Below are 20,880 nucleotides of genomic sequence, written 5' to 3'. Positions count from 1 at the left end.
CGGTGATCCGACGCGCGGCTCAGCCGCCGCCGGGAGCCCGCGTCGTGCGGTCCAGGGTCACCTTCGGCCCCTCGCCGAACGCCACCTGGTACTGCTGCGCGAACCGTCCCAGGTGCGCGAAGCCCCACCCAGCCGCGACCTCGCGCACGGTCGTGGCGGCGGGCTCCGACGCCAGCAGCTCCTGACGCACCCGGTCCAGACGCACCTGCCGGATGAACGCGTTCGGCGTCGACCGCAGGTCCCGCTGGAACGCTTCCTGCAGCGCCCGCAGGCTGATGTCGAGGTGCCGCGCCAGCGAGCTGGTCGTGATCGGCGTCCGCGCGTTCTCGTGCACGTACTCGACGGCTGCGCGCACGTGCGCCGACCGCGCAGCGTGCACCGCCTCGACCGGAGCCGGGCGCTGCTGCGGGTACATCTCGAGCAGCGACGCCGCGGCGAGCCGGGCCATCTCCGCGTGGAGCAGCCGCCCCGGGGAGCCGTCGCGGAGCGTGTGGGAGATGAGCGACACCGTGTTGTGCCAGGTCCGCACCGACTGCTCGGACGGCGGGACCGAGTGGTCGAAGCGGAGGCCCGCGCTGACGTCCGCGCCCTGTTCGGCTGCGACCCGCTCGACGACGGTGCGCGACAGGTGCACGAGACGCTGCTCGTAGTCGTCCATCTCGAACGAGAAGGTCCGGTCCGGCATGAGCGGGACCGGCACCCCGGGCTCCATCGTGAGGACGTCACCGCCGGTGTCGAGCCGGGATGACCCGGACTGCAGCCACTGGACGATGACCGCGTCGGAGGGCGGGAGGGCCCCGGCCAGGTGTCCGGCGAACCGGGCGGTGTGCAGCGACATGGTGGCGTCGCCGAGGGCCGCGTACCGGAACTCGAACGGCACCGCCGCGTCCTCGACCTGCAGGTCCGCGCCGTACAGGTCCGCGATGAACGTCGCGGCGTCCCCGAGGTCCGTCCCTGCCACCTCGAGGCGCACCGGCATCGCGTCGTCGATCGGCATCACGCAGAGCATCGCACGCGACGGCACCCGCGTCGCGCCCGGTGTCCGGGAACCGCGACGCAGGTGCCGTCGTGTGCAACGAGGACGGCTTCCTCAGCCGCGGATCGCCTCGGTGAGCTTCACCCGGCCGCCGGTGCGCAGCAGGGCGTTCTCGTAGACGCGGGCGCCGAGGAGCACCACCACGAGGGCCGACACGGCGACGATCACCAGGGAGAGCACCGGCTCCCACCACGCGGCGCTCCCGAGGAAGATCCGCACCGGCATCCCGATCGGAGCGCTGAACGGCACGTAGGACATGATGCCGAGGATCGTCGGGTCGTCCGCGGCGAACACGATGAGGAAGTACGGGATCATCAGCAGCATCATCACCGGGGTCGTCACGCTGCCGACGTCCTCCTGCCGGGAGACGAGTGCTGCCGACGCCGCGAACAGTGCCGCGATGAGGACGAAGCCGATCGCGAAGAACCCAACGAACCACAGTGCACTCGGTCCGAGCAGGGTGAACAGGTTGTCCTGGCCGGTCACCGCCAGGGCGACGGCGGCGGCGATGGCGATCGCGACGATCTGCCCGAGGGCCATCACGCTGTTGCCGATCACCTTGCCGGCCAGCAGCGCCCGTGCCGGGATCGCCGCCATCAGGATCTCCACGACGCGGGTGGACTTCTCCTCCACGACGCTCTGCGCGATGGACTGACCGAACGTCACCGCCGAGGCGAAGAACACCACGCCGAAGGCGATGCCGACGAGTGAGGTGAGGCCGGGCGGCAGCGCACCCGGGTCGAGCAGGTCGACCTGTGGGGACACGCTCAGCGCCGACACCACCTCGGTCGGTGCGCTGTCGAGGCCGACGACCCGGAAGCCGAGCGCTCCGCCGTCGGGGACGACCGCGGCGTCGACCTCGCCGTCACGGACCAGACGCTCCGCCGCGTCCCGGTCGGGCGTCTCGGTGACGTCGAGCCCGTCCGTGCTGGGCAGCGTCACACCGGCCACCACGGCGACGGGTGTCGTGGCGTCGGCCGCCGACTTGCCGACGATCCCGCCGACGACGATGCCGACGACGACCATGACGAGCAGGATCGCCGCCGAGATGACGAAGGCCTTGCTCCGGAGCCGGGCCTGGATCTCCCGGACCGTGACGAGCCGGACGGCGTCGACCGTGCTGCTGTCGAGGATGCTCATCGGACGACCTCCGTGAAGACCTCGCTGAGCCGGGGGACCCGCGGACCGAACGACGCGACCGTGCCCCGCGCCACGGCCCGCTGCAGGACCGCCTGCGCGACGGACTCCTCGGCCTCGAACAGGGCGTACCCGCCGTCGAACGCGCGGACGAGGACGCCGGGTTCGTCGCGGAGCCAGGCCACGTCGTCCGCGACGAGGAGCTCCCAGGCCGCGGGACCAGCGGCCCGCCGCAGTTCCTCCTGCGGGCCGGCAGCTCGGATCCGACCGCGGGCGATCACGACCACGTCGTCGCAGAGCCGTTCGACGACGTCGAGCTGGTGGCTGGAGAACAGCACCGGGACACCGTCGGCCGCGGTCTCGCGCAGCACCCCGAGCACGGTGTCGACCGCCATCGGGTCGAGCCCCGAGAACGGCTCGTCGAGCACCAGGACCTCGGGACGGTGGGCGAGCGCGGCGGCGACCTGGACGCGCTGCTGGTTGCCGAGCGAGAGCTTCTCGACGGCGTCACCGGTGTGCGCGGTGAGCTCGAGGCGCTCGAGCAGTTCCGACGTCCGTGCCGTCGCGGTCCGTCGGTCGACACCGTGCAGGCGGGCCAGGTAGGTGATCTGCTCGGCGACCGGCATCTTCGGGTACAGGCCGCGCTCCTCGGGCATGTAGCCGAACCGGCGACGGTCGGCGGGTCCGATGGGCGAGCCGTCGAGGGCGACGGTGCCGCTGTCGGCGTCGAGCACGCCGAGCATGATGCGCATGGTGGTCGTCTTGCCGGCTCCGTTGCCGCCGACGAACCCGGTCAGTCGTCCGCGGCCGACGGTGAAGCCGACGTCGTCGAGCACGCGGCGGTCGCCGAAGTGCTTCGTCACTCCCTGGATGCTGAGCATGGGATCCCCTTCCGCAGCGGCCGTCGCTGCGCCTCCGACGCTATTGCGACCGGGACGGCGCCCGCCTCCGGCTCGAGACGGGGATCACAGGCGCCGTCGTCTCCGCCGCGCGGGGGAGGGCGGCGGGGGCGACCGGCGGCGAGGTCACTCGCCCGAACGCACGACCCCGTGCTCGTACGCCCAGACGACGGCCTGGATCCGGTCGCGCACCCCAAGCTTCTGCAGGACGTTCGACACGTGCGTCTTCACGGTGGCCTCACCGACGAAGAGCGTGCCGGCGATCTCGGCGTTGCTGAGGCCCCGCCCGAGCAGCCGCAGGACCTCGGTCTCCCGCTCGGTCAGCCCCGACAGGGCCCCGACCTGTGCCGGGGCGGGCCCGCTGACGCCCGGGCTCGTGGCGGTGGTCGCGCGACTGATCACGCGGCGGGTGACGTCTGGTGCGAGGAGGGCATCGCCCCCGGCGACCGTGCGGACGGCCTCGATGAGCTTCTCCGGCGACGCGTTCTTGAGCAGGAAGCCACTCGCTCCCGCGGCGAGGGCGTCGAAGAGGTACTCGTCGGTGTCGAACGTCGTGAGCACGAGCACCGCCGGTGGATGGTCGCCCGCGGTGATCCGGCGCGCCGCTTCGAGCCCGTCGACCCCGGGCATCTGGACGTCGAGGCAGATCACGTCCGGTCGGTGTGCGGCGACGGCGGCCACTGCGGCGGCACCGTCGGCGGCCTCGGCGACGACCTGCACGCCCGGCTCCGACTCGAGGATGACCCGGAACCCGGCCCGGACGAGGTCCTGGTCGTCCGCGAGCACCACCCGGATCACGTCGTCGGCAACCATGCCCGCACCAGGTAGCCGCCGCGGGCGCGCGGCCCGATCTCGATCCGTCCGCCGACCGCCGCCACGCGCTCGCGCATGCCGACGTGCCCGAGGCCGCCACCGGGCGAGAACCGGGAGGCCCGTGCTCCCGCGCCCGTGTCGGTCACCTCGAGTTCCACGGCGTCCGGCAGGTACCGGAGCCGCAGGTCGGCCCGGGCATCCGGACCGGCGTGCTTGAGCACGTTCGTCACGGCTTCCTGCGCGATGCGGTACGTCACCGCGGCGACCGTCGGCGGGACCGGTCGCTCGTTCCCGACGACGCTGAAGCCCGTGTCGTGCCCGGCGTTCGTCGCGGCCCGGGCGAGTTCCGGCAGGCGCGAGAGCCCCTCGGTGCTCGGGGCGTCGGCGGGTGTCGTCTGTACGTCGGCCCCGGGCTCACGCAGCGTGCCGAGCATCCGGCGGAGTTCCTCCACCGCGGTGCGGGCACTGTCCTCCACCACGCCGAGGGAGGCGGCGGCCTGCGCCGGGTCGCGGTCGAGCACGCGCCGGGCGGCTCCGGCCTGCACGCCCATGAGCGAGACGTGGTGCGCGACGACGTCGTGGAGTTCGCGGGCGATCCGCACTCGTTCCAGGGCGACCGCCTGTGCTGCCGAGCGTTCACGTTCGGCGGCGAGCTCCGCCGTGCGCTCGCCGAGTTCGTGCTTGGCGACGGCCGCCGTCCACGCCCGGTTCCCCGAGTACCAGGCCGCGCCGAAGTACACGAGGTTGATGACGATCGTCAGCAGCGAGTTCGCGATGAACGGCGGGATGACGGAGTCACCGTCGTCCGGCAACGCGCTCGGCACCGACCACCGGAAGACGATCGCCAGGAACACCCACGCGAACATCCCGGCGATGACGACCCAGCGGACCGCTTCGGCCCGGACCCGGTCGGAGCACCAGGCCCCCACGGTGTACAGCGCGATGAACAGCGTGAAGTTGGTGAAGAGCCCCTCCGGCACGTGCAGCAGCTGCGTCGCGGCGAACGCGAGCGCGGCGACGACCGCCACCGTCATCGGGAACCGGCGGCGGAACGCCAGGGGGCCGGCGTTCGCGACGACCATCAACGCCGAGACCCACCACGGCGCTGGGTCGTCGTACAGGCCCACGGCCCCGTAGAGCGTGATCGAGATCACGAGCGCCCCGGCGAGCACCAACGCCAGGACCGCGTCCTGCCGGTGTTCGCGCCGCCCCACGGGCAGCCGCGACCACCCGTCGTCCTGCGTCGGACCGCCCCCGGCGGTCGCCCCCGTGCCCGTCATGGGACCACGGTAGCGGCTCGGTCCGGCACGCAGGCGGGCAGCGGGGCACCTGTGGAGAGCGCGGTCGGCACCGGAGCGGCCGTGGAGGGTGACGGACGGGAGGCCGGAGTGCGGGCCTCCCGTCCGTCAGCGCCGTGTCGTCAGCGGTAGGCGCGCTCGTAGGGGGCGGGCTTGTACGGCAGGTCGACGCGGAGCGTCTGGGCGGCGCGGATCGGGAAGTTCGGGTCGCGCAGCGCCCCGCGGCCGACGAGGACGACGTCGGCCTGGCCGAGGGCGACGATCTGCTCGGCCTGGAACGGGTCGTCGATCATGCCGACGGCGGCGACCGGGAGGCCCGTGGCCTGCCGGATCGAGGTCGCGAACGGCAGCTGGTAGCCGGGCCCGACCGGGATCGGCGCGTCCGCGACGTTGCCACCGGTGGAGACCGACACCAGGTCGACCCCGTGCTCGCCGAGCCACGCCGACACCTGTTCGGTCTCGGCGAGGTCCCAGCCGCCCTCGACCCAGTCGGTCGCCGACAGACGCACGACGAGCGGGACGGCCTCGCCGACCTCGGCGCGGACGGCGTCGACGGTCTCGAGGAGCGCACGCGCGCGGTTCTCGAGCGAGCCGCCGTACTGGTCGGTGCGCTCGTTCGACAGCGGCGACAGGAACTCGTGCAGCAGGTACCCGTGGGCGCCGTGCAGCTCGAGGAGGTCGAAGCCGGCGTCCACGGCACGACGGGCCGCGGCGGCGAACGCGGCGACGACGTCGGCGATGCCCTCGGTCGTCAGCTCCGTCGGGACGTGCAGGCCGGGGAACGCGATCGGGGACGGGCCCACCGGCTGCCAGCCGCCCTGTTCCGGCGCGACGTTGCCGCCGCCCGCGGTCGGGCCCCACTCGCGGCTGGTCGAGGCCTTGCGTCCGGCGTGGGCGAGCTGGATGCCGGCGACGGCGCCCTGGCTGTGGATGAAGTCGGTGATCGGTCGGAAGGCGTCGCGCTGCTCGTCGTCCCACAGGCCGAGGTCCTGCGGGCTGATGCGGCCCTCGGGGACGACACCGGTGGCCTCGACGACCACGGCGCCGGCACCACCACGGGCGAGGGCCCCGAGGTGCACGAGGTGCCACGGGGTGGGGACGCCGTCCTGCGCCTCGACCATGTACTGGCACATCGGCGGGATCCACACGCGGTTCCGGATCTCGAGGCCGCGGAGGGTGATGGGGTCGAAGAGTGCGTGGGTCACGCGGGTCCTTCCGTTGGTCGTACAAGGGACCGGCCGACGGACGCGGTGCCGCCGGGAGGCCCGTCCACAGTACGACTGTCGCCGTACTGGCCGCCCAGGACTCAGCAGAGCTCCATCGGCGGCACCTTCGTCGAGGCCACCCAGATCATGTTCACCTGCTCGCCGGCGGCGTCCAGCTGGAAGGTGATGAAGCGGCCGTCCTGCTCGATCGTCCAGAACGAGTACGGACCGTCCGTCGAGCCGTCCGTCGAGTAGCTGCCCGAGACGGCGATGTCGGGGTAGGTCTGTCGGAGCTCGTCCAGGGTACTGCCGATGCCCATCCCCTCCGGGGTGCTCGGGTTGTCGTCCACGGCACCGGCGGGAACGGGGTCGTCGCCGGTCGGGCTGTGCACCGAGACCGCGGACACCGCGCCGTCGCGGTGGAGCACGCTGAGTGAGCCGAGCCCCGGCCGGTCGAAGTCCGTGATGTCGTCGGGTCGGCACGGTTCGCTGTTCGGCAGCCGTGCGTAGCCCCGGTCCACGTCGTCGAGCTCGCCGGAGGCCGGACCCCCGAAGGCGATCGGACCCACCTCGGTGCCGGTGATCGTCCACGTCCCCGGGTCGGCGAGGTCGTACGGGCGGCGGACCGGTCCGGTCTGGGGAGGCGTCGGCGCCGGTTCCGGCGTCTCGACGACCGGCGCTGCGGCTGGTGTGCTCTCGGGTGCTGACGGTGCCGCCGTGGCACTCGGTGCCGGGGCGGCCTGCTGCATCTGCGGGACGACGGCCAGCGCGACCGCGCCGCTCGCCGTGCCGAGCGCGAGCAGGGCGACGGCGGCGACCACGATCCCGGAGCGGTGTCCACGACGCTTCGGGCGCCGGTCGTCCGCGTCGGCCAGGACGTTGTGCTTCATCGAGACGAGCATCCGCTGCAGGTCGTCTCCGGTGGGGGGCTCAGTGTTCATCGTGCGTCACCGCCTTCTTCAGTCGTGCTCGGGAGCGGGAGACCCGCTGGGTGAGGGCACCGACGCTCAGCCCGAGCATCTCCGCGGCTTCGGTGTACGAATGGCCCTCGATGAGGCACAGCTCGCAGATCCGGCGGTCGAGTGGTGCGAGTGAGTCGATCTCGTCACGGACCCACCGGAGGCGCTCGCGGGCCTCCTCGGCCCCGGGTGGGGAGGCCAGCTCGGCCGGCAGTTCGTCGCTCGCCTGCTTGGCGACGGCACGGGCCTGGTTCCTCGCGTGGTTCCGGCACACCACGAGCAACCACGGCAGGAGCGCCCGCGTGGACAGTTGCAGGGTGTCGGCCTTCTGCCACAGCGTGAGGAACGTGTCCTGCACGAGTTCCTCGACGTCCTGCCGGCTCCCCGCCAGCGCCCAGGCGTAGCGGGTCAGCGTCGGCGCGAACCGGTCGAACGCGTCCGCCAACGCCGCCTTGTCGCCGCCGGCGAGCCGTCGCGTCAGGCTGACGTCCGCGTCGGTGTCGTTGTCTGTCTCCACGGTGCTCCCTCCACTCCAGCAATGTCGGCGGCGGCGCGATCCTGACACAGACGTCGGTTCCGTCCACAGGGACGCGGTCCTGTGCGCGAGGTGGGTGGAACGGCACTACGCTCGGACGCGGCCCGCGACGCGATGCTGCGCCAGGTCTGCGGGCCGTCCAGCTCTGGCGTTCAGGAGGACCGAAGTGACCGAATCCGCACCCGTCGACCCCACATCGACCGCAGGATGGAAGCAGCTCGACGGCATCGCCGCCGGGTTCTCCCCGGACCTCCGAGGGTGGTTCGACGCCGACCCCGGTCGCGCCGAGAAGTACACCTTCCAGGCAGCCGACCTGACCGTCGACCTGTCCAAGGGCCTCGTGACCGAGGAGATCCTGCAGGCACTGCTGCAGGTCGCGAAGGACACCGGCGTCGCCGAGCGGTACCAGGCGATGATCTCCGGTGAGCGCATCAACGTCACCGAGGACCGCGCCGTCCTGCACACCGCGCTCCGCCGCCCGAAGGCCACCGAGGGCCTCGTCCCCGCCGCGCCGCTCACCGTCGACGGGCAGGACGTCGACGCCGACGTGCACGCCACGCTCGACAAGGTGTACGGCTTCGCCGAGCAGGTCCGCTCCGGCGCCTGGACGGGCGTCACCGGCAAGCGCATCGAGACGGTCGTCAACATCGGCATCGGCGGCTCCGACCTCGGCCCGGTCATGGTCTACGAAGCCCTCAAGCCGTACGTGCAGCAGGGGCTCGAGGCGCGGTTCGTCTCGAACATCGACCCGGCCGACATCCACGAGAAGACCGCGGACCTCGACCCCGAGACCACGCTCTTCATCGTCGCGTCGAAGACCTTCGGCACCCTCGAGACCCTGACGAACGCCCGGCTGGCGCGCCAGTGGCTGTGGCAGGGGCTGGGTCTGTCCGACGCCGGTGACGACGAGAAGAAGGACGCGGTCGCGAAGCACTTCGTCGCCGTCTCGACCGCGCTCGACAAGGTCGCCGCGTTCGGCATCGACCCGGAGAACGCCTTCGGCTTCTGGGACTGGGTCGGCGGCCGCTACTCGGTCGACTCGGCCATCGGCACCAGCGTCGTCATCGCGATCGGCAAGGAGAACTGGGAGCAGTTCCTCGCCGGTTTCCACGCCATCGACGAGCACATGCGCACGACCCCGCTCGAGCAGAACGTCCCCGTCCTGATGGGCCTGCTCAACGTCTGGTACACGAACTTCCTCGGCGCCCAGAGCCACGCGGTCCTGCCGTACACGCAGTACCTGCACCGGTTCCCGGCCTACCTGCAGCAGCTCACCATGGAGTCGAACGGCAAGCGCGTCCGCTGGGACGGCTCGGACGTCGTCACCGACACCGGCGAGGTCTTCTGGGGCGAGCCCGGCACGAACGGCCAGCACGCGTTCTACCAGCTCATCCACCAGGGCACGCGCCTGATCCCGGCCGACTTCATCACGGTCGCGAAGCCCGCGCACGCGCTGGCCGACCGGACCGGTGACGGGAAGGCCGTGCAGCCGGGCCAGGACGTGCACGCCCTGTTCCTCGCGAACTTCTTCGCGCAGTCGAAGGCGCTCGCGTTCGGCAAGACCGCCGACGAGGTCCGCGCCGAGGGCACGACGGACGAGATGATCGTCGCCGCTCGCACCTTCACCGGCAACAAGCCGTCGACGTCGATCCTCGCGCCGGAGCTCACCCCGAGCGTCCTCGGCCAGCTGATCGCCCTCTACGAGCACATCGTGTTCACCGAGGGCACCATCTGGGGCATCGACTCGTTCGACCAGTGGGGCGTCGAGCTCGGCAAGCAGCTCGCGCTGCAGATCGCCCCGGCGGTCGACGGCGACCAGGAAGCGCTCGACGCGCAGGACTCGTCGACGAAGGCGCTCATCGCGAAGTACCTCGAGCTGCGCGGCTGACGCCGCCCGGCCGGGAGGCCCGGTGCGCGCTGGCAGGGTGACGTCCCTGTCCGGCGGGCTCCGGGCCTCCCGTCGTCCGGGTGGGTCGGACAGCCCGCCGGGGCGTCGTGGCCCGACGGGAGTCCACCGAGTCGCCGGCTCCGTCAGGAGCGTCGGGCGAGCACCACGGTGTCGTCGAGCGTCGCCTGGCGGCCGTCCGGGGCGGGGATGTGCCGGGTGCGCAACTCGCCGACCTCGACCGTCCACCCGTCGCCCAGCGCGAGCTGCTCGACCTGCTCCTCGGGCCCGACCAGGGGCTCGGCGTGTTCGTGCTCGCCGTGCGACGCCCACGAGGGCGACCCGGCGTGCCCGATGACGACGAGGTGCCCACCGGGGGCGACGAACGTCGTCGCGCGGCGCAGCACCGCGGCCCTCGGGAACGACACCGACGAGTGCAGGAACGACGCGGCGACCAGGTCGAAGCGCTCCACCGTGTCCCAGGTGGCGAGGTCGGCCTGCACCCACCGCACCCGGTCGTCGAGTCCGACGCGCTCCGCCTCGGCCCGTCCGCGGTCGAGGGCGTTCGGAGCGATGTCGACCGCGGTCACCCGCCACCCCTGTGCGGCCAGCCACAGGGCGTCGCCGCCCTCGCCGGACCCGAGGTCGAGCGCGGTGGCGGTGGCGCCGGCGTCGGCGCGCTCCGGCCCGGGCACGAGCGACTCGAGCACGTCGACCAGGGAGGCGTTCGGCCGTCCCGACCAGATCGGCGAGTCCCCGTAGCGGGCCGTCCAGAACGTCTCGGCATCGGATCGGGGAGCGGGGTGCGCAGTCATGCGCGCAGCATCCCACCGGCGCTCATCCAGGGCCAGTACGATTGCCGGATCGGCAACGGGGACGACATCCTCGGGGTCCGTTCGACGCAGTCGCAACGGAGACCCAGCCTCGATACGGAAGTATGTGCAAGTGACGATCATGACCGAGCGGCCTCAGCAGGACACCCCGAGCGCCGAGACGGAGCGACCCGGCAACGCGACCGTCCGTTTCCAGAACGCCGCGATCCTCGCCGTGGAGACCACCGTCGCCGAGCGCGTGACCACGTCCGCGGACATCGAGGAGAAGCTCCGCGGGGTGCTCCGCCGACTCCGCCTGCCGATGGGGCTGCTCGAACGCGTGGCCGGGGTGCGGGAGCGCCGGAACTGGGGCGAGGACCAGTCCTTCCAGACCGCCGCGATCGACGCCGGTCGTCGGGCCATGGCCGCCGCGGGCATCCAGCCGGAGGACGTCGGCCTGCTCATCAACACGTCGGTGACCCGTCCGCACCTCGAGCCCTCGGTGGCCGTGCGGCTGCACCACGGTCTCGGCCTGCCGACGTCGGCGATCAACTTCGACATCGCGAACGCGTGCCTCGGCTTCGTCAACGCCATGAGCGTCGCCGCGGGCATGATCGACTCCGGGCAGATCAAGTACGCGCTCATCGTGGACGGCGAGGACGCCGACCAGGTGCAGCTCAACACGATCGACCGCCTCAACCAGGGCGGCCGGAACCGCAAGGACTTCATGAGCGAGTTCGCCAGCCTGACGCTCGGCTCCGGCGCTGCCGCCGCCGTGCTCGGCCCGGCCGACCTGCACCCGGCCGGTCACCGCATCGTCGGCGGGGTCACCCGTGCGGCCACCCAGTGGTACGACCTGTGCGTCGGCAGCGTCGACGGCATGTTCACGGACGCGAAGATGCTGCTCAAGGGCGGCATGGAGCTCGTCGTCGCCGCCTGGAACGAGGCCCGCGACCACTTCGACTGGACCGACATGGACCGCTACGTGCTGCACCAGGTCTCCGACGTGCACACGAACGCCTTCGTCCAGGCGATCGGCGTCGAGCGCGACAAGGTCCCCACCACGTACGAGCGCTTCGGCAACGTCGGCCCGGCGTCCATCCCGATCACCCTCGCGGACGAGGTCGCGCGCGGATCGATCCGTCCCGGTGACCGCGTGTTCCTCGGTGGTGTCGGCTCCGGCATCAACACGGCGATGATGGAACTGCACTGGTGACACCGCGGTTGCCCCGCGCCGCAGCGAGCACGGCTCCGGCGACGCTCCCGCCGCCCCTGCCCGGACTCGACCCGGCGTGGTCCCGCCTGGTCACCGTCCCCGCGTCCGCCGGTCCGACGGAAGGCACAGTCCGCCCCGAGCGCACCTGGCACGTCCTCGACACGGCCGCGGAGCTCGACGAGCTCGGCCTGCAGCCCGTCGGCACCCTGCTCTGCGTGCACGGCAACCCGACCTGGTCCTACCTGTGGCGCTCGGTGCTCGCGCACTCGCTCGAGGTCGCGGCAGCCGGTGGTCCGGCGTGGCGCGTGGTCGCCGTCGACCAGCTCGGGATGGGCTTCTCGGAGCGCATCGGCGAGGACCACCGCCTGGCCGACCGGGTCGCGGACCTCGGCGCGCTGACCGACGAGCTCGGCCTGACCGGACCGGTCGTCACGCTCGGTCACGACTGGGGTGGTGTCGTCTCGCTCGGCTGGGCCGTCGACCACCCCGACCTCGTCGTCGCGGTGACGACCTGCAACACCGCGGTCCACCAGCCCGACGACGCCCCGATCCCGGCACCCCTGCGCCTCGCACTCCGCCCGCACCTGCTCGGCCGGGCCACGGTCGTCACGCCGGCGTTCATCGAGACCACCCTCGCGATCGCGCACCCGCGGCTCGACCGGGCGACCGCCGACGCCTACCGCGCCCCGTACCGCGGCGCTGCCCGACGGGGGGCGGTCGGCGGGTTCGTCGCGGACATCCCCGTCGACGCGCAGCACCCGAGCGCCGCCGAACTCGACCGCATCGCAGCCGGCGTCGCCGCGCTCGACGTGCCCGCGCTGCTCATGTGGGGGCCGCGGGACCCGGTGTTCCTCGAGCGGTACCTCGACGACCTCGCCGAGCGCCTGCCGCAGGCCGACGTGCACCGGTTCGAGGGCGCCGGCCACCTGCTGCCCGACGACGCCGACGTGGCCGGCACGGTGTTCGACTGGCTCGGCGACCACCTGCCGGACGGCGCGGTGCCGACCCAGGGCGAGGCCAGCCTCCCGGCCGGACCGGAGGAGCACGCCGGAGCCGACGCAGCGCGGCCGCTCTGGGCGCACCTGGAGGACCTGCGCGAGAGCGACGAGCCCGCCCTGGTCGAGATGGCCGCCCCCGGCGGGACCCGAACGATCAGCTGGCGGCTGCTCTCCCGGCGGATCGAGGAGGTCGCCGCGGGACTCGTCGACCTCGGCGTCCGTCCGGGTGACCGCGTCTCCCTGCTGGTGACCCCCGGCGCCGACCTGACCGCCGCCCTGTACGCCTGCGTCCGCGTCGGCGCGGTCGTCGTCGTCGCGGACGCGGGACTCGGCCTCGGCGGGTTGACCCGGGCGGTCCGCGGTGCCCGCCCGGACTGGATCATCGGTGCGCTCCCCGGCCTCGCCGCCGCGCGGGCGCTCGGCTGGCCCGGCCGCCGGATCGCCACCCTCGCACTGCCCGCGCCGGTGCGTGCCGCGCTGCGGGTCGAGCAGACCCTCGCCGCGGTCGCCCGTCGTGGTGCCGCGCGCCTCGCCGCCGGGACCGCCCTGCCGGCGGCCCCGGCCTCCGACGCCCCCGCGGCGGTGCTGTTCACCTCCGGCTCGACCGGGCCCGCCAAGGGCGTCGTCTACACGCACGGACAACTCGGCGCCGTGCGGGACGCCCTCGCCGGCCAGTACGGCGTCGGCGTCGGCACCGGACTCGTCGCCGGCTTCGCACCCTTCGCGCTGCTCGGCCCCGCACTCGGGACCCGATCCGTCGCACCCGACATGGACGTCACCGCGCCCCGGACCCTGACGGCCCGGGCGGTCGCGGACGCCGTGGTCGCGGCGGACGCCACCGTCGTGTTCCTCTCGCCGGCCGCGCTCGCCAACGTCGTCGCCACGGCGGACACGCTCACCGACGACGACCGTCGGGCCCTCGGTCGCGTGCGACTGTTCCTGTCGGCCGGGGCTCCCGTGTCGGCCGCGCTGCTGACCGCCGCGACCGAGCTCATGCCGAACGCGAGCGCGCACACCCCCTACGGCATGACCGAGGGTCTCCTCATGACCGACGTCGACCTGGACGGGGTCCGCGCCGCCGGCTCGGTCTCGTCGTCCGGCATCTGCGTGGGACGACCGGCAGCGTCCGTGCGGGTGCGCATCGCCCCGCTCGACGCCGACGGCCGTGCGACCGGAGCCCTCACCGAGACCCCCGACGTCACCGGCGAGATCGTCGTCGCGGCGCCGCACGTGCGGGACCACTACGACCGGCTGTGGCGCACCGACCGGGCCGCACGCCTCGGCGTCGACGACCCCCGCGGACACCGCACCGGGGACGTCGGGCACCTGGACGCATCCGGGCAGCTCTGGGTCGAGGGCCGCATGCAGCACGTCATCACGGCCCCGTCGGGGGTCGTCACCCCGGTCGGCCCCGAGCAGCGCGTCGAAGGCGTGGACGGCGTCGGGCGAGCGGGCGTCGTCGGCGTGGGGCCCTCCGGCAGGCAGCAGGTCGTCGCCGTCGTGGAGACCGTGCCCGCCGCCCGTCGTGCCGGGCTCGCCGACCCGTCGCTCGCCGACGCCGTCCGGGCAGCGGTCGACCTGCCGGTCGCCGCGGTGCTCGTCGTGCCCGTGCTCCCGACCGACGTCCGGCACAACTCGAAGGTCGACCGGGCGCGACTGGCCCGCTGGGCGGCCTCCGTGCTGGCCGGTGGACGGATGACCCGACCGTGACGGTCCTGGTCACCGGAGCCAGCGGGTTCCTCGGGCGCGCCGTCGCCGCCGCCGTCCGCGACGCCGGGCACGCGGTGCGCACGTTCCAACGCCGACCCTCGGGCGTCGACGGCGTCCAGGACGTCCTCGGCACGATGACCGACCCGGCAGCGGTCCGGACCGCGGTCGCCGGGGTCGACGCCGTGGTGCACCTCGCCGCCAAGGTGTCGCTGGCGGGGGACCCGGCGGACTTCGTGCGGGTGAACGTCGACGGGACGCGCGACCTGCTCGCAGCCGCCCGCGACGCCGGGGTCGCCCGCTTCGTGTTCGTCTCGTCACCCTCGGTCGCCCACACCGGGGAGTCCATCGCCGGGGACGACGCCACCCCCGCCTCGCCGGGGTCCGCCCGCGGGGACTACGCCCGGACGAAGGCCGCCGCCGAACTGCTCGCCCTCGCCGCCGACGCCCCGGGGTTCGCGGTCGTCGCCGTCCGTCCGCACCTGGTCTGGGGGCCCGGCGACGAACAGCTCGTCGGCCGGATCGTCGACCGGGCACGCCGCGGTCGGTTGCCGGTGCTCGACTCCGGTGCCGCCCTCATCGACACCTGCTACGTCGACAACGCCGCGAGCGCGATGGTCGCCGCCCTGGAGCGCGCCGCGGCCGTGCACGGCAACGCGTACGTCGTCACGAACGGCGAACCACGACCGGTCGGGGAGCTGCTGGCGGGCATCTGTGCCGCCTCGGGCGTGCCGGTCCCGCGGCAGCACGTGCCCGCCGGGATCGCCCGCGTCGCCGGATCCGCGGTCGAGGCCGTGTGGCACGTCCGACCGGGCGTCGACGAGCCGCCGATGACGCGCTTCCTCGCGGAGCAGCTGTCGACCGCGCACTGGTTCGACCAGCGCCGGACGCGACGGGACCTGCGGTGGGAACCGGCCGTGTCGATCGACGAGGGCCTCCGCGCGTTGGCCGCCGCCCGCTGACCCGCGCCCGCAGGGGTCAGCGCTCGAGGAGCATCCGACGCGCGAGCCGGGCGATCTCGCGGGTCGCGGGGGAGAGCGGGACGTCCCGGCGTCGGACGAGGGCGATCGTGTCGTACAGCGGCTCGGCGAACGGCACCGTGTGGATGCCGGCCGGGAAGGTCGGGGCCTCCGCGACCGCGCGCGAGACGATCGTGTCTCCGGCACCCCGGGCGACGAGGTCGAGCGCCGAGTCGACGTGCTCGACCTCGATCCGGGCGGTGAGCGCGACCCCGGCGAACTGTGCGCGTTCGGCGAGCTGCCGTCGGGTCGGGTCCCGCCAGCCGTAGTGGGCGTCGTAGAGGATGAGGTCCGCTGCGGCGAGGTCCTCGATGGTCACCGGGCGTGCGGTCCGGGCCGGATCGGCGGAGGCGTACAGCACGTCGTCGCGGCGGAGCGGCGTGACCTCCAGGCCGTCGGCGTCGATCGGCAGGACGACGAGGCCGGCCTCGAGGTCCCCGGCGGTGACGGCATCGGCGACCTCGACGGAGTTGAGCCCGATGACGCGGAGCCGGACGTCGGGGTAGCGGGAGTGGAACCGCTCGAGCAGGCGGGAGAGGAAGTAGTAGTTCGCGTTGCGCAGGAGCCCGAACGTGGCGACACCGCCCTGGAGGCTCGTGAGGTCCCGCAGGGTCCGGTCCGCGTCGTCTGCCGCCTCGACCGCTCGCCGGGCGTGCGGGAGGAGGGCTTCGCCGGCGCTCGTGAGCACGAGGCGTCGGCTGGCGCGGGTGAACAACCGGACGCCGTACGACTCTTCCAGACGACGGACGAGCTCGGACACGGACGGCTGCGCCATGCCGAGCTGGGCGGCGGCAGCGGAGAACGAGCCGGCCGTCGTGATGACGAGGAAGGCCCGCAACTGGGTCAGGGTCACAGGGAAACCCTATGGCTGATCGTGGATCATCTGGCCTTGTCCTTGTGGAGCAGCCCGGGCAGGGTCGTCTGCATGAAGCTCAGCCCTCGTTTCGTGGCGGACAACGCCGACCGGTTCTCGTTCCTCAAGGCCCCGGCCGTGGACGCCCCCGAAGCCCAGCGCGACCCCGCCGTCGCCGAGCGGGTCGCCGCGATGCTCGCCGAGATCGAGCGCGACGGACTCGAGGCGGTCCGCCGGTACGCCCGCGAACTCGACCACGCCGACGTCGTCGAGCTCAGCGCCGAGGAACTCGCCGCGACCGGCGACCGGCTCACCCCGGAGCTCCGCGCGGCCATCGAACTCGGTGCCGCACGGACGCAGCAGTTCGCGCGGCTGCAGCGCGAGCACCTCGTCGACTTCTCCGCAGAACTCGTCCCCGGGCTCACCGTGGGACAGCGCTACGTCCCGGTCGGCAGTGTCGGCGCGTACCTGCCGGCCGGGCGCTTCCCCCTCACCGCCAGCGCCTTCATGAGCGTCGGCGTCGCGAAGGCCGCCGGCGTCCCGACCGTCGTGGCCTGCACCCCGCCGCAGCCCGACGGCGGGGTCAACGCCGCAGTGGCGTACGCGGCGTACGTCTCCGGCGTCGACCGGCTGTTCGTCGTCGGTGGCGTCCAGGCGCTCGCCGCGATGGCGTTCGGCCTGCTCGGTGCCGCTCCGGTCGACATGATCGTCGGGGCCGGCAACGCCTTCGTCGCCGAGGCGAAGCGCCAACTCTTCGGTGCCGTCGCCATCGACCTGCTGGCCGGGCCGTCCGAGGTCGCCGTGATCGCGGACGAGACCGCCGACCCGGAACTCGTGGCCGCCGACCTGCTCGGTCAGGCCGAGCACGGACCGAACTCGCCGGCCGCGCTCGTCACCACGTCGCGGGCGCTGGGCGAGGCCGTCATCGCCGAGGTGGAGCGCCAGCTGCCGACCCTGTCCACGAACGAGATCTGCGGACCCGCCTGGCGCGACCACGGCTCGGTCGTGCTCGTCGAGGACCGCGAGTCCGCCGCTGCCGTCATGGACGAGTTCGCACCGGAACACCTCGAGGTGCAGACCGCCGAGGACGCCTGGTACCACGACCACCTCACGAACTACGGTTCACTGTTCATCGGCACGTGGAGCACGGTCGCCTACTCGGACAAGGGCATGGCGGGCACGAACCACACCCTCCCGACCGCCGGTGGCGCCAAGCACAGCGCCGGTCTGTCGGTGTCCCGGTTCCTCAAGCCGCTCACCTTCCAGCACATCGCCCGCGAGGCCACCCCCGAACTCGCGGACGCCGTCGACGTGATCTCGGCCAGCGAGGGCATGTCCGCCCACCGCGCCACCGCCACCCTGCGGACCGCACGGCTCACCCGCTCCACCTCCCCCGACCCTGCACTCACGACCCGGAAGTGACCATGACCACACCAGCCGCACGCCGTCGAGGCCTCCTCGCCACGGTGCCCGTCATCGGCCTCGTCGTCGCCCTCACCGGGTGCTCGGCGCCCGGCTCCGGCGGGCCCGTCGGGCAGGTCGACCAGCCCGAGATCACGAAGAAGATCGCCGCGTCGGACGTCGACGGTGACACGACCCTGACGATGTGGGCCGACGTCGCCGAGAAGCCGCTCATGGAGAAGCTCGTCCCGGCCTACGAGAAGGCCTACCCCGACGTCGACGTCGAGATCACGTACAAGAGCTTCGACGACCTCATCGCCACCGTGGTGAACGCCGCGAACTCGGCGAACGCCCCGGACCTCTTCCAGGGCAACATCGGATACGCCGTGAACGGCGCGCTCGTCAAGGGCGACCTCGTCCGACCGCTCGACGACGTCGCCGAGGTGTACGGCTGGTCGAACGGCACCGGGGCGTCGACCCTCGGGCCCGCGCGCTGGAACGACGACGGCACCGCGTTCGGCTCGGGCACGCTGTACGGCATGTCCGTGATCAGCGAGGTGCAGGGCATCTACTACGACAAGCAGAAGCTCGACGACCTCGGGCTCGAACCGCCGACGTCGATCGACGACCTCGAGCAGGACCTCGCGACGGCGGAGGCAGCGGGCGAGCAGCCGATCATGCTCGGCAACTCCGACCAGTACGCCGCCACCCACGTCTTCTCGGACATCGCCGCGACGAAGCAGGACCCGTCGTCGATCGCCGCCTGGATCGGTGGGAAGTCGGGCTCGACCTTCGCGACCGAGGGCAACGAGGAAGCCGCCCAGACCATGCACGACTGGGCCGAGAAGGGCTACTTCGGGTCCGGCTACGACGGGCTGAGCAACGAGGACGCCATCGCCCGCTACGCCGACGGCACCGGCGTGTTCTTCGTCGGCGGCTCGTGGAACGGTGCCTCGCTCGACTCGGACTCCTTCGGATTCGCCCCGCTGACGTCCGGCGGCGTCGGTGCCACCGCGTCTCCGTGGCACATCAGCAGCAAGTCCCAGCACCAGGAGGCCGCCATCGCGTTCCTCGGGATGATGCACACCCCCGAGGTCGGCCAGTGGATCCTCGACACCGGTCGGCTGCCCGTCGTCACCGACGGCGTCAGCTCCCAGGACCCGCTCCAGGAGCAGACCCTGACCGCGCTGAAGGACACGATCGCCGCGGGCACCCAGGTCGGCTACTACGACTGGAGCACCACGGACATGCTCACGGAGATGGGCGGCGCGCTGCAGGAGGTGATGGCCGGTCGGACGACCCCGGCCGACTTCACCGAGACGGTCCAGCGCACCTGGGCGAAGGCGCACGGCTGACATGGCCACCACGCTCGCCGAGCGCGGGACCGGCCGGGCGACGTCGCGTCGACGTCGCCCGGCCGCCACCCGTGTCAGCTGGAGTTCCCTCCTGTACGTCGCCCCGGCGCTGGCGTTCTTCGTCGTGTTCGTCGTGGTGCCGATCGTCCAGTCGGTCCGGATCTCGTTCTACGACTGGGACGGCATCAGCGTCGCGACCCCCGCCGGCCTGTCGAACTACGCCGAGGTGTTCGCGGACGCCGACCTCCGCCAGGCCCTCGGTCACTCGGCCGTGCTGCTGGTCTTCTACGCCGCGCTGCCCGTCCTGGTCGGGCTGCTGCTCGCCGGGGCGATGTCGCGCATCCGCATCCACGGACTGACGGTCTTCCGCGCGGTGCTGTTCCTGCCGCAGATCCTCTCGAGCGTCGTCGTCGCCGTGGCCTGGCGCGGGCTCCTGGCCGAGGACGGGCCCGTCAACGACGCACTCCGCGCCGTCGGCCTCGGCGGTCTCGCGCGCAGCTGGCTCGGTGACTTCGGCACGGCGCTGCCGTCAATCGGCCTCATCGGGACCTGGGTCGAGTACGGGCTGTGCATGGTGCTCTTCCTGGCCGGCATCGCCACGATCGACCGGTCCCTCTACGAGGCGGCCCGGCTCGACGGTGCCGGAGCGATCCGGGAGTTCACGTCGATCACGCTGCCCGCCCTGCGCCCGCAGATCTCCATCGCGCTCATCCTGACCATCACGTTCGCACTCCGGAACTTCGACCTCATCTGGAACACCACGCGCGGCGGTCCCGGGACCTCGACCACGGTGCCGAGCGTGTTCGTGTACCAGGACGCGTTCCAGGACCGTGCGCTCGGGCAGGCCTCCGCGCTCGCCGTGGTGCTGACGGTGCTCATCCTGGTGGTCGTCGGCATCGTGCAGCTCGCCCTCCGCGAGCGGAAGGGAGCGGCGTCGTGAAGGTCGCCCGCAGTGAGACCCTCGTCACCCACGCCGTGCTCGTCGTCGCCGCGCTCGTCGCGGTGTTCCCGCTCGCGTCGGTGATCGTCACCTCGCTGAGCGGGGACGACGGCGGGATCGGCTTCGACAACTACGCCGACGCGTGGACGCAGGGCGGCTTCGCATCCGCGCTCGTCTCCAGCGCGATCGTCGCCGTCACCGTGGTCGCCGTCACCGCCGCGGTCGCCTGCCTGGCCGGGTACGCCCTGGCGCACATGCGGGTGCCCGGTGGCCGGCTGCTGCTCGGTCTGCTGCTCGTCGGGCTCGTCCTGCCGTACGAGGTCACCGTGCTGCCGCTGTACCAGATGCTCGCGGGCTGGGGCCTGGTCGACACGTACTGGGCGCTCATCCTCCCGCAGATCGGGTTGTCGGTGCCGCTCGGGGTCTTCTGGATGCGCTCGTTCTTCGCGTCGGTGCCGGGGGAGCTGCTCGAGGCCGCTCGGATCGACGGTGCCTCCCGCTTCCGGATCCTCCGGAGCGTGCTGACACCGGTCGCGCTGCCGGCCGTGGCGACGCTCGCGACGATCCTGTTCCTGTTCACGTGGAACGAGTTCCTGCTCGCGCTCGTGCTGGTGCCGCAGAACGAGGCCGTCCAGACGGCACCGCTGTCGCTGTCCTTCTTCTCCGGAGCCCAGCACGGCGCGCAGCCCGACGTCACCGCCGCCGCCGCGGTGCTCGTCGCCCTGCCGATCGTCGTCGCCTACGTCCTGCTCCAGCGCCGACTCATCACCGGGCTGACGGAAGGCGCGGTCAAGTGACGGCCGGGGGGACCG

18 protein-coding genes are annotated in these 20,880 nt (G+C 72.8%); 8 read left to right on the top strand and 10 right to left on the bottom strand.

Annotation, left to right across the window (positions count from 1 at the left end):
- Nucleotides 1–19: 19 nt before the first annotated feature.
- From DEJ18_RS13030 to DEJ18_RS12995, 8 genes are all read right to left on the bottom strand, one after another.
- Nucleotides 20–997, bottom strand: a complete 978-nt coding sequence (locus DEJ18_RS13030; protein WP_181434188.1) for a helix-turn-helix domain-containing protein — start codon at nt 995–997, stop codon at nt 20–22.
- A gap of 93 nt (nt 998–1,090) precedes the next feature.
- Nucleotides 1,091–2,176, bottom strand: coding sequence for an ABC transporter permease (locus DEJ18_RS13025; RefSeq protein WP_111210511.1), 1,086 nt, complete (start codon nt 2,174–2,176; stop codon nt 1,091–1,093).
- Nucleotides 2,173–3,054, bottom strand: a complete 882-nt coding sequence (locus DEJ18_RS13020) for an ABC transporter ATP-binding protein (protein WP_111210512.1) — start codon at nt 3,052–3,054, stop codon at nt 2,173–2,175. The genes DEJ18_RS13025 and DEJ18_RS13020 overlap by 4 nt, the downstream gene beginning before the upstream one ends.
- Nucleotides 3,055–3,198: 144 nt before the next feature.
- Complete coding sequence (locus DEJ18_RS13015; RefSeq protein WP_111210513.1) at nt 3,199–3,885, bottom strand: response regulator; 687 nt, start codon at nt 3,883–3,885, stop codon at nt 3,199–3,201.
- The gene (locus DEJ18_RS13010; RefSeq protein ID WP_111210514.1) at nt 3,867–5,165 is read right to left on the bottom strand and encodes a sensor histidine kinase; all 1,299 of its coding nucleotides are present in this window, start codon (nt 5,163–5,165) and stop codon (nt 3,867–3,869) included. The genes DEJ18_RS13015 and DEJ18_RS13010 overlap by 19 nt, the downstream gene beginning before the upstream one ends.
- A gap of 140 nt (nt 5,166–5,305) precedes the next feature.
- Entirely contained in the window at nt 5,306–6,388 is a 1,083-nt protein-coding gene (locus tag DEJ18_RS13005) for an NADH:flavin oxidoreductase/NADH oxidase (protein WP_111210515.1), read from the bottom strand.
- Between the two features lie 101 nt (nt 6,389–6,489).
- Complete coding sequence (locus tag DEJ18_RS13000; protein ID WP_146241552.1) at nt 6,490–7,329, bottom strand: hypothetical protein; 840 nt, start codon at nt 7,327–7,329, stop codon at nt 6,490–6,492.
- On the bottom strand, nt 7,319–7,864 hold the full coding sequence (locus DEJ18_RS12995; RefSeq protein WP_111210516.1) for an RNA polymerase sigma factor: 546 nt from the start codon (nt 7,862–7,864) through the stop codon (nt 7,319–7,321). Before DEJ18_RS12995 ends, DEJ18_RS13000 begins: the two co-directional genes overlap by 11 nt.
- A 184-nt stretch (nt 7,865–8,048) precedes the next feature.
- Between DEJ18_RS12995 and pgi the strand changes: the two genes are divergently transcribed.
- The gene (pgi, locus tag DEJ18_RS12990) at nt 8,049–9,770 is read left to right on the top strand and encodes a glucose-6-phosphate isomerase (RefSeq protein WP_111210517.1); all 1,722 of its coding nucleotides are present in this window, start codon (nt 8,049–8,051) and stop codon (nt 9,768–9,770) included.
- Nucleotides 9,771–9,913: 143 nt separating this feature from the next.
- On the opposite strand, the gene DEJ18_RS12985 is transcribed toward pgi, so the two are convergent.
- Nucleotides 9,914–10,582 carry an SAM-dependent methyltransferase gene (locus DEJ18_RS12985; RefSeq protein WP_111210518.1) on the bottom strand — a complete coding sequence of 223 codons (669 nt, stop codon included), beginning with the start codon at nt 10,580–10,582 and terminating at the stop codon, nt 9,914–9,916.
- 139 nt (nt 10,583–10,721) lie between these two features.
- Between DEJ18_RS12985 and DEJ18_RS12980 the strand changes: the two genes are divergently transcribed.
- From DEJ18_RS12980 to DEJ18_RS12970, 3 genes are read left to right on the top strand one after another with little or no spacing between them, the layout of a single operon-like run.
- On the top strand, nt 10,722–11,795 hold the full coding sequence (locus DEJ18_RS12980) for a 3-oxoacyl-ACP synthase III (RefSeq protein WP_111210694.1): 1,074 nt from the start codon (nt 10,722–10,724) through the stop codon (nt 11,793–11,795).
- Nucleotides 11,792–14,503, top strand: a complete 2,712-nt coding sequence (locus DEJ18_RS12975; protein ID WP_258376923.1) for an alpha/beta fold hydrolase — start codon at nt 11,792–11,794, stop codon at nt 14,501–14,503. The genes DEJ18_RS12980 and DEJ18_RS12975 overlap by 4 nt, the downstream gene beginning before the upstream one ends.
- Nucleotides 14,500–15,462: an NAD-dependent epimerase/dehydratase family protein gene (locus tag DEJ18_RS12970; protein WP_111210519.1), complete on the top strand. Its 963-nt coding sequence runs from the start codon at nt 14,500–14,502 to the stop codon at nt 15,460–15,462. The genes DEJ18_RS12975 and DEJ18_RS12970 overlap by 4 nt, the downstream gene beginning before the upstream one ends.
- Before the next feature lie 16 nt (nt 15,463–15,478).
- Here the strand turns inward: DEJ18_RS12970 and DEJ18_RS12965 are convergent, their stop codons facing one another.
- Entirely contained in the window at nt 15,479–16,372 is an 894-nt protein-coding gene (locus tag DEJ18_RS12965; RefSeq protein ID WP_111081394.1) for a LysR family transcriptional regulator, read from the bottom strand.
- Between the two features lie 72 nt (nt 16,373–16,444).
- Between DEJ18_RS12965 and hisD the strand changes: the two genes are divergently transcribed.
- The 4 genes from hisD to DEJ18_RS12945 are packed head-to-tail and all read left to right on the top strand — an operon-like array spanning nt 16,445 to nt 20,865.
- On the top strand, nt 16,445–17,794 hold the full coding sequence (gene hisD / locus DEJ18_RS12960) for a histidinol dehydrogenase (RefSeq protein ID WP_111210520.1): 1,350 nt from the start codon (nt 16,445–16,447) through the stop codon (nt 17,792–17,794).
- 2 nt (nt 17,795–17,796) lie between these two features.
- A complete protein-coding gene (locus DEJ18_RS12955; protein ID WP_111210521.1) occupies nt 17,797–19,128 on the top strand; it encodes an ABC transporter substrate-binding protein in 1,332 nt (443 codons plus the stop codon).
- A gap of 1 nt (nt 19,129) precedes the next feature.
- Entirely contained in the window at nt 19,130–20,068 is a 939-nt protein-coding gene (locus tag DEJ18_RS12950; RefSeq protein WP_111081400.1) for a carbohydrate ABC transporter permease, read from the top strand.
- Nucleotides 20,065–20,865 carry a carbohydrate ABC transporter permease gene (locus tag DEJ18_RS12945; RefSeq protein WP_111210522.1) on the top strand — a complete coding sequence of 267 codons (801 nt, stop codon included), beginning with the start codon at nt 20,065–20,067 and terminating at the stop codon, nt 20,863–20,865. The genes DEJ18_RS12950 and DEJ18_RS12945 overlap by 4 nt, the downstream gene beginning before the upstream one ends.
- Nucleotides 20,866–20,880: the final 15 nt, after the last annotated feature.

Origin of the sequence: Curtobacterium sp. MCSS17_015, from assembly GCF_003234265.2 — a bacterium.
Taxonomy (GTDB): domain Bacteria; phylum Actinomycetota; class Actinomycetes; order Actinomycetales; family Microbacteriaceae; genus Curtobacterium.
This window is presented reverse-complemented; position numbering and strand designations above follow the sequence as displayed.

Bases quoted from the DNA above. Each gene is read 5' to 3' on its own strand.
- DEJ18_RS13030 (WP_181434188.1), bottom strand. From the start codon at position 997: ATGCCGATCGACGACGCGATGCCGGTGCGCCTCGAGGTGGCAGGGACG.
- DEJ18_RS13025 (WP_111210511.1), bottom strand. From the start codon at position 2,176: ATGAGCATCCTCGACAGCAGCACGGTCGACGCCGTCCGGCTCGTCACG.
- DEJ18_RS13020 (WP_111210512.1), bottom strand. From the start codon at position 3,054: ATGCTCAGCATCCAGGGAGTGACGAAGCACTTCGGCGACCGCCGCGTG.
- DEJ18_RS13015 (WP_111210513.1), bottom strand. From the start codon at position 3,885: ATGGTTGCCGACGACGTGATCCGGGTGGTGCTCGCGGACGACCAGGAC.
- DEJ18_RS13010 (WP_111210514.1), bottom strand. From the start codon at position 5,165: ATGACGGGCACGGGGGCGACCGCCGGGGGCGGTCCGACGCAGGACGAC.
- DEJ18_RS13000 (WP_146241552.1), bottom strand. From the start codon at position 7,329: ATGAACACTGAGCCCCCCACCGGAGACGACCTGCAGCGGATGCTCGTC.
- DEJ18_RS12985 (WP_111210518.1), bottom strand. From the start codon at position 10,582: ATGACTGCGCACCCCGCTCCCCGATCCGATGCCGAGACGTTCTGGACG.
- DEJ18_RS12980 (WP_111210694.1), top strand. From the start codon at position 10,722: ATGACCGAGCGGCCTCAGCAGGACACCCCGAGCGCCGAGACGGAGCGA.
- hisD (WP_111210520.1), top strand. From the start codon at position 16,445: ATGAAGCTCAGCCCTCGTTTCGTGGCGGACAACGCCGACCGGTTCTCG.
- DEJ18_RS12955 (WP_111210521.1), top strand. From the start codon at position 17,797: ATGACCACACCAGCCGCACGCCGTCGAGGCCTCCTCGCCACGGTGCCC.
- DEJ18_RS12950 (WP_111081400.1), top strand. From the start codon at position 19,130: ATGGCCACCACGCTCGCCGAGCGCGGGACCGGCCGGGCGACGTCGCGT.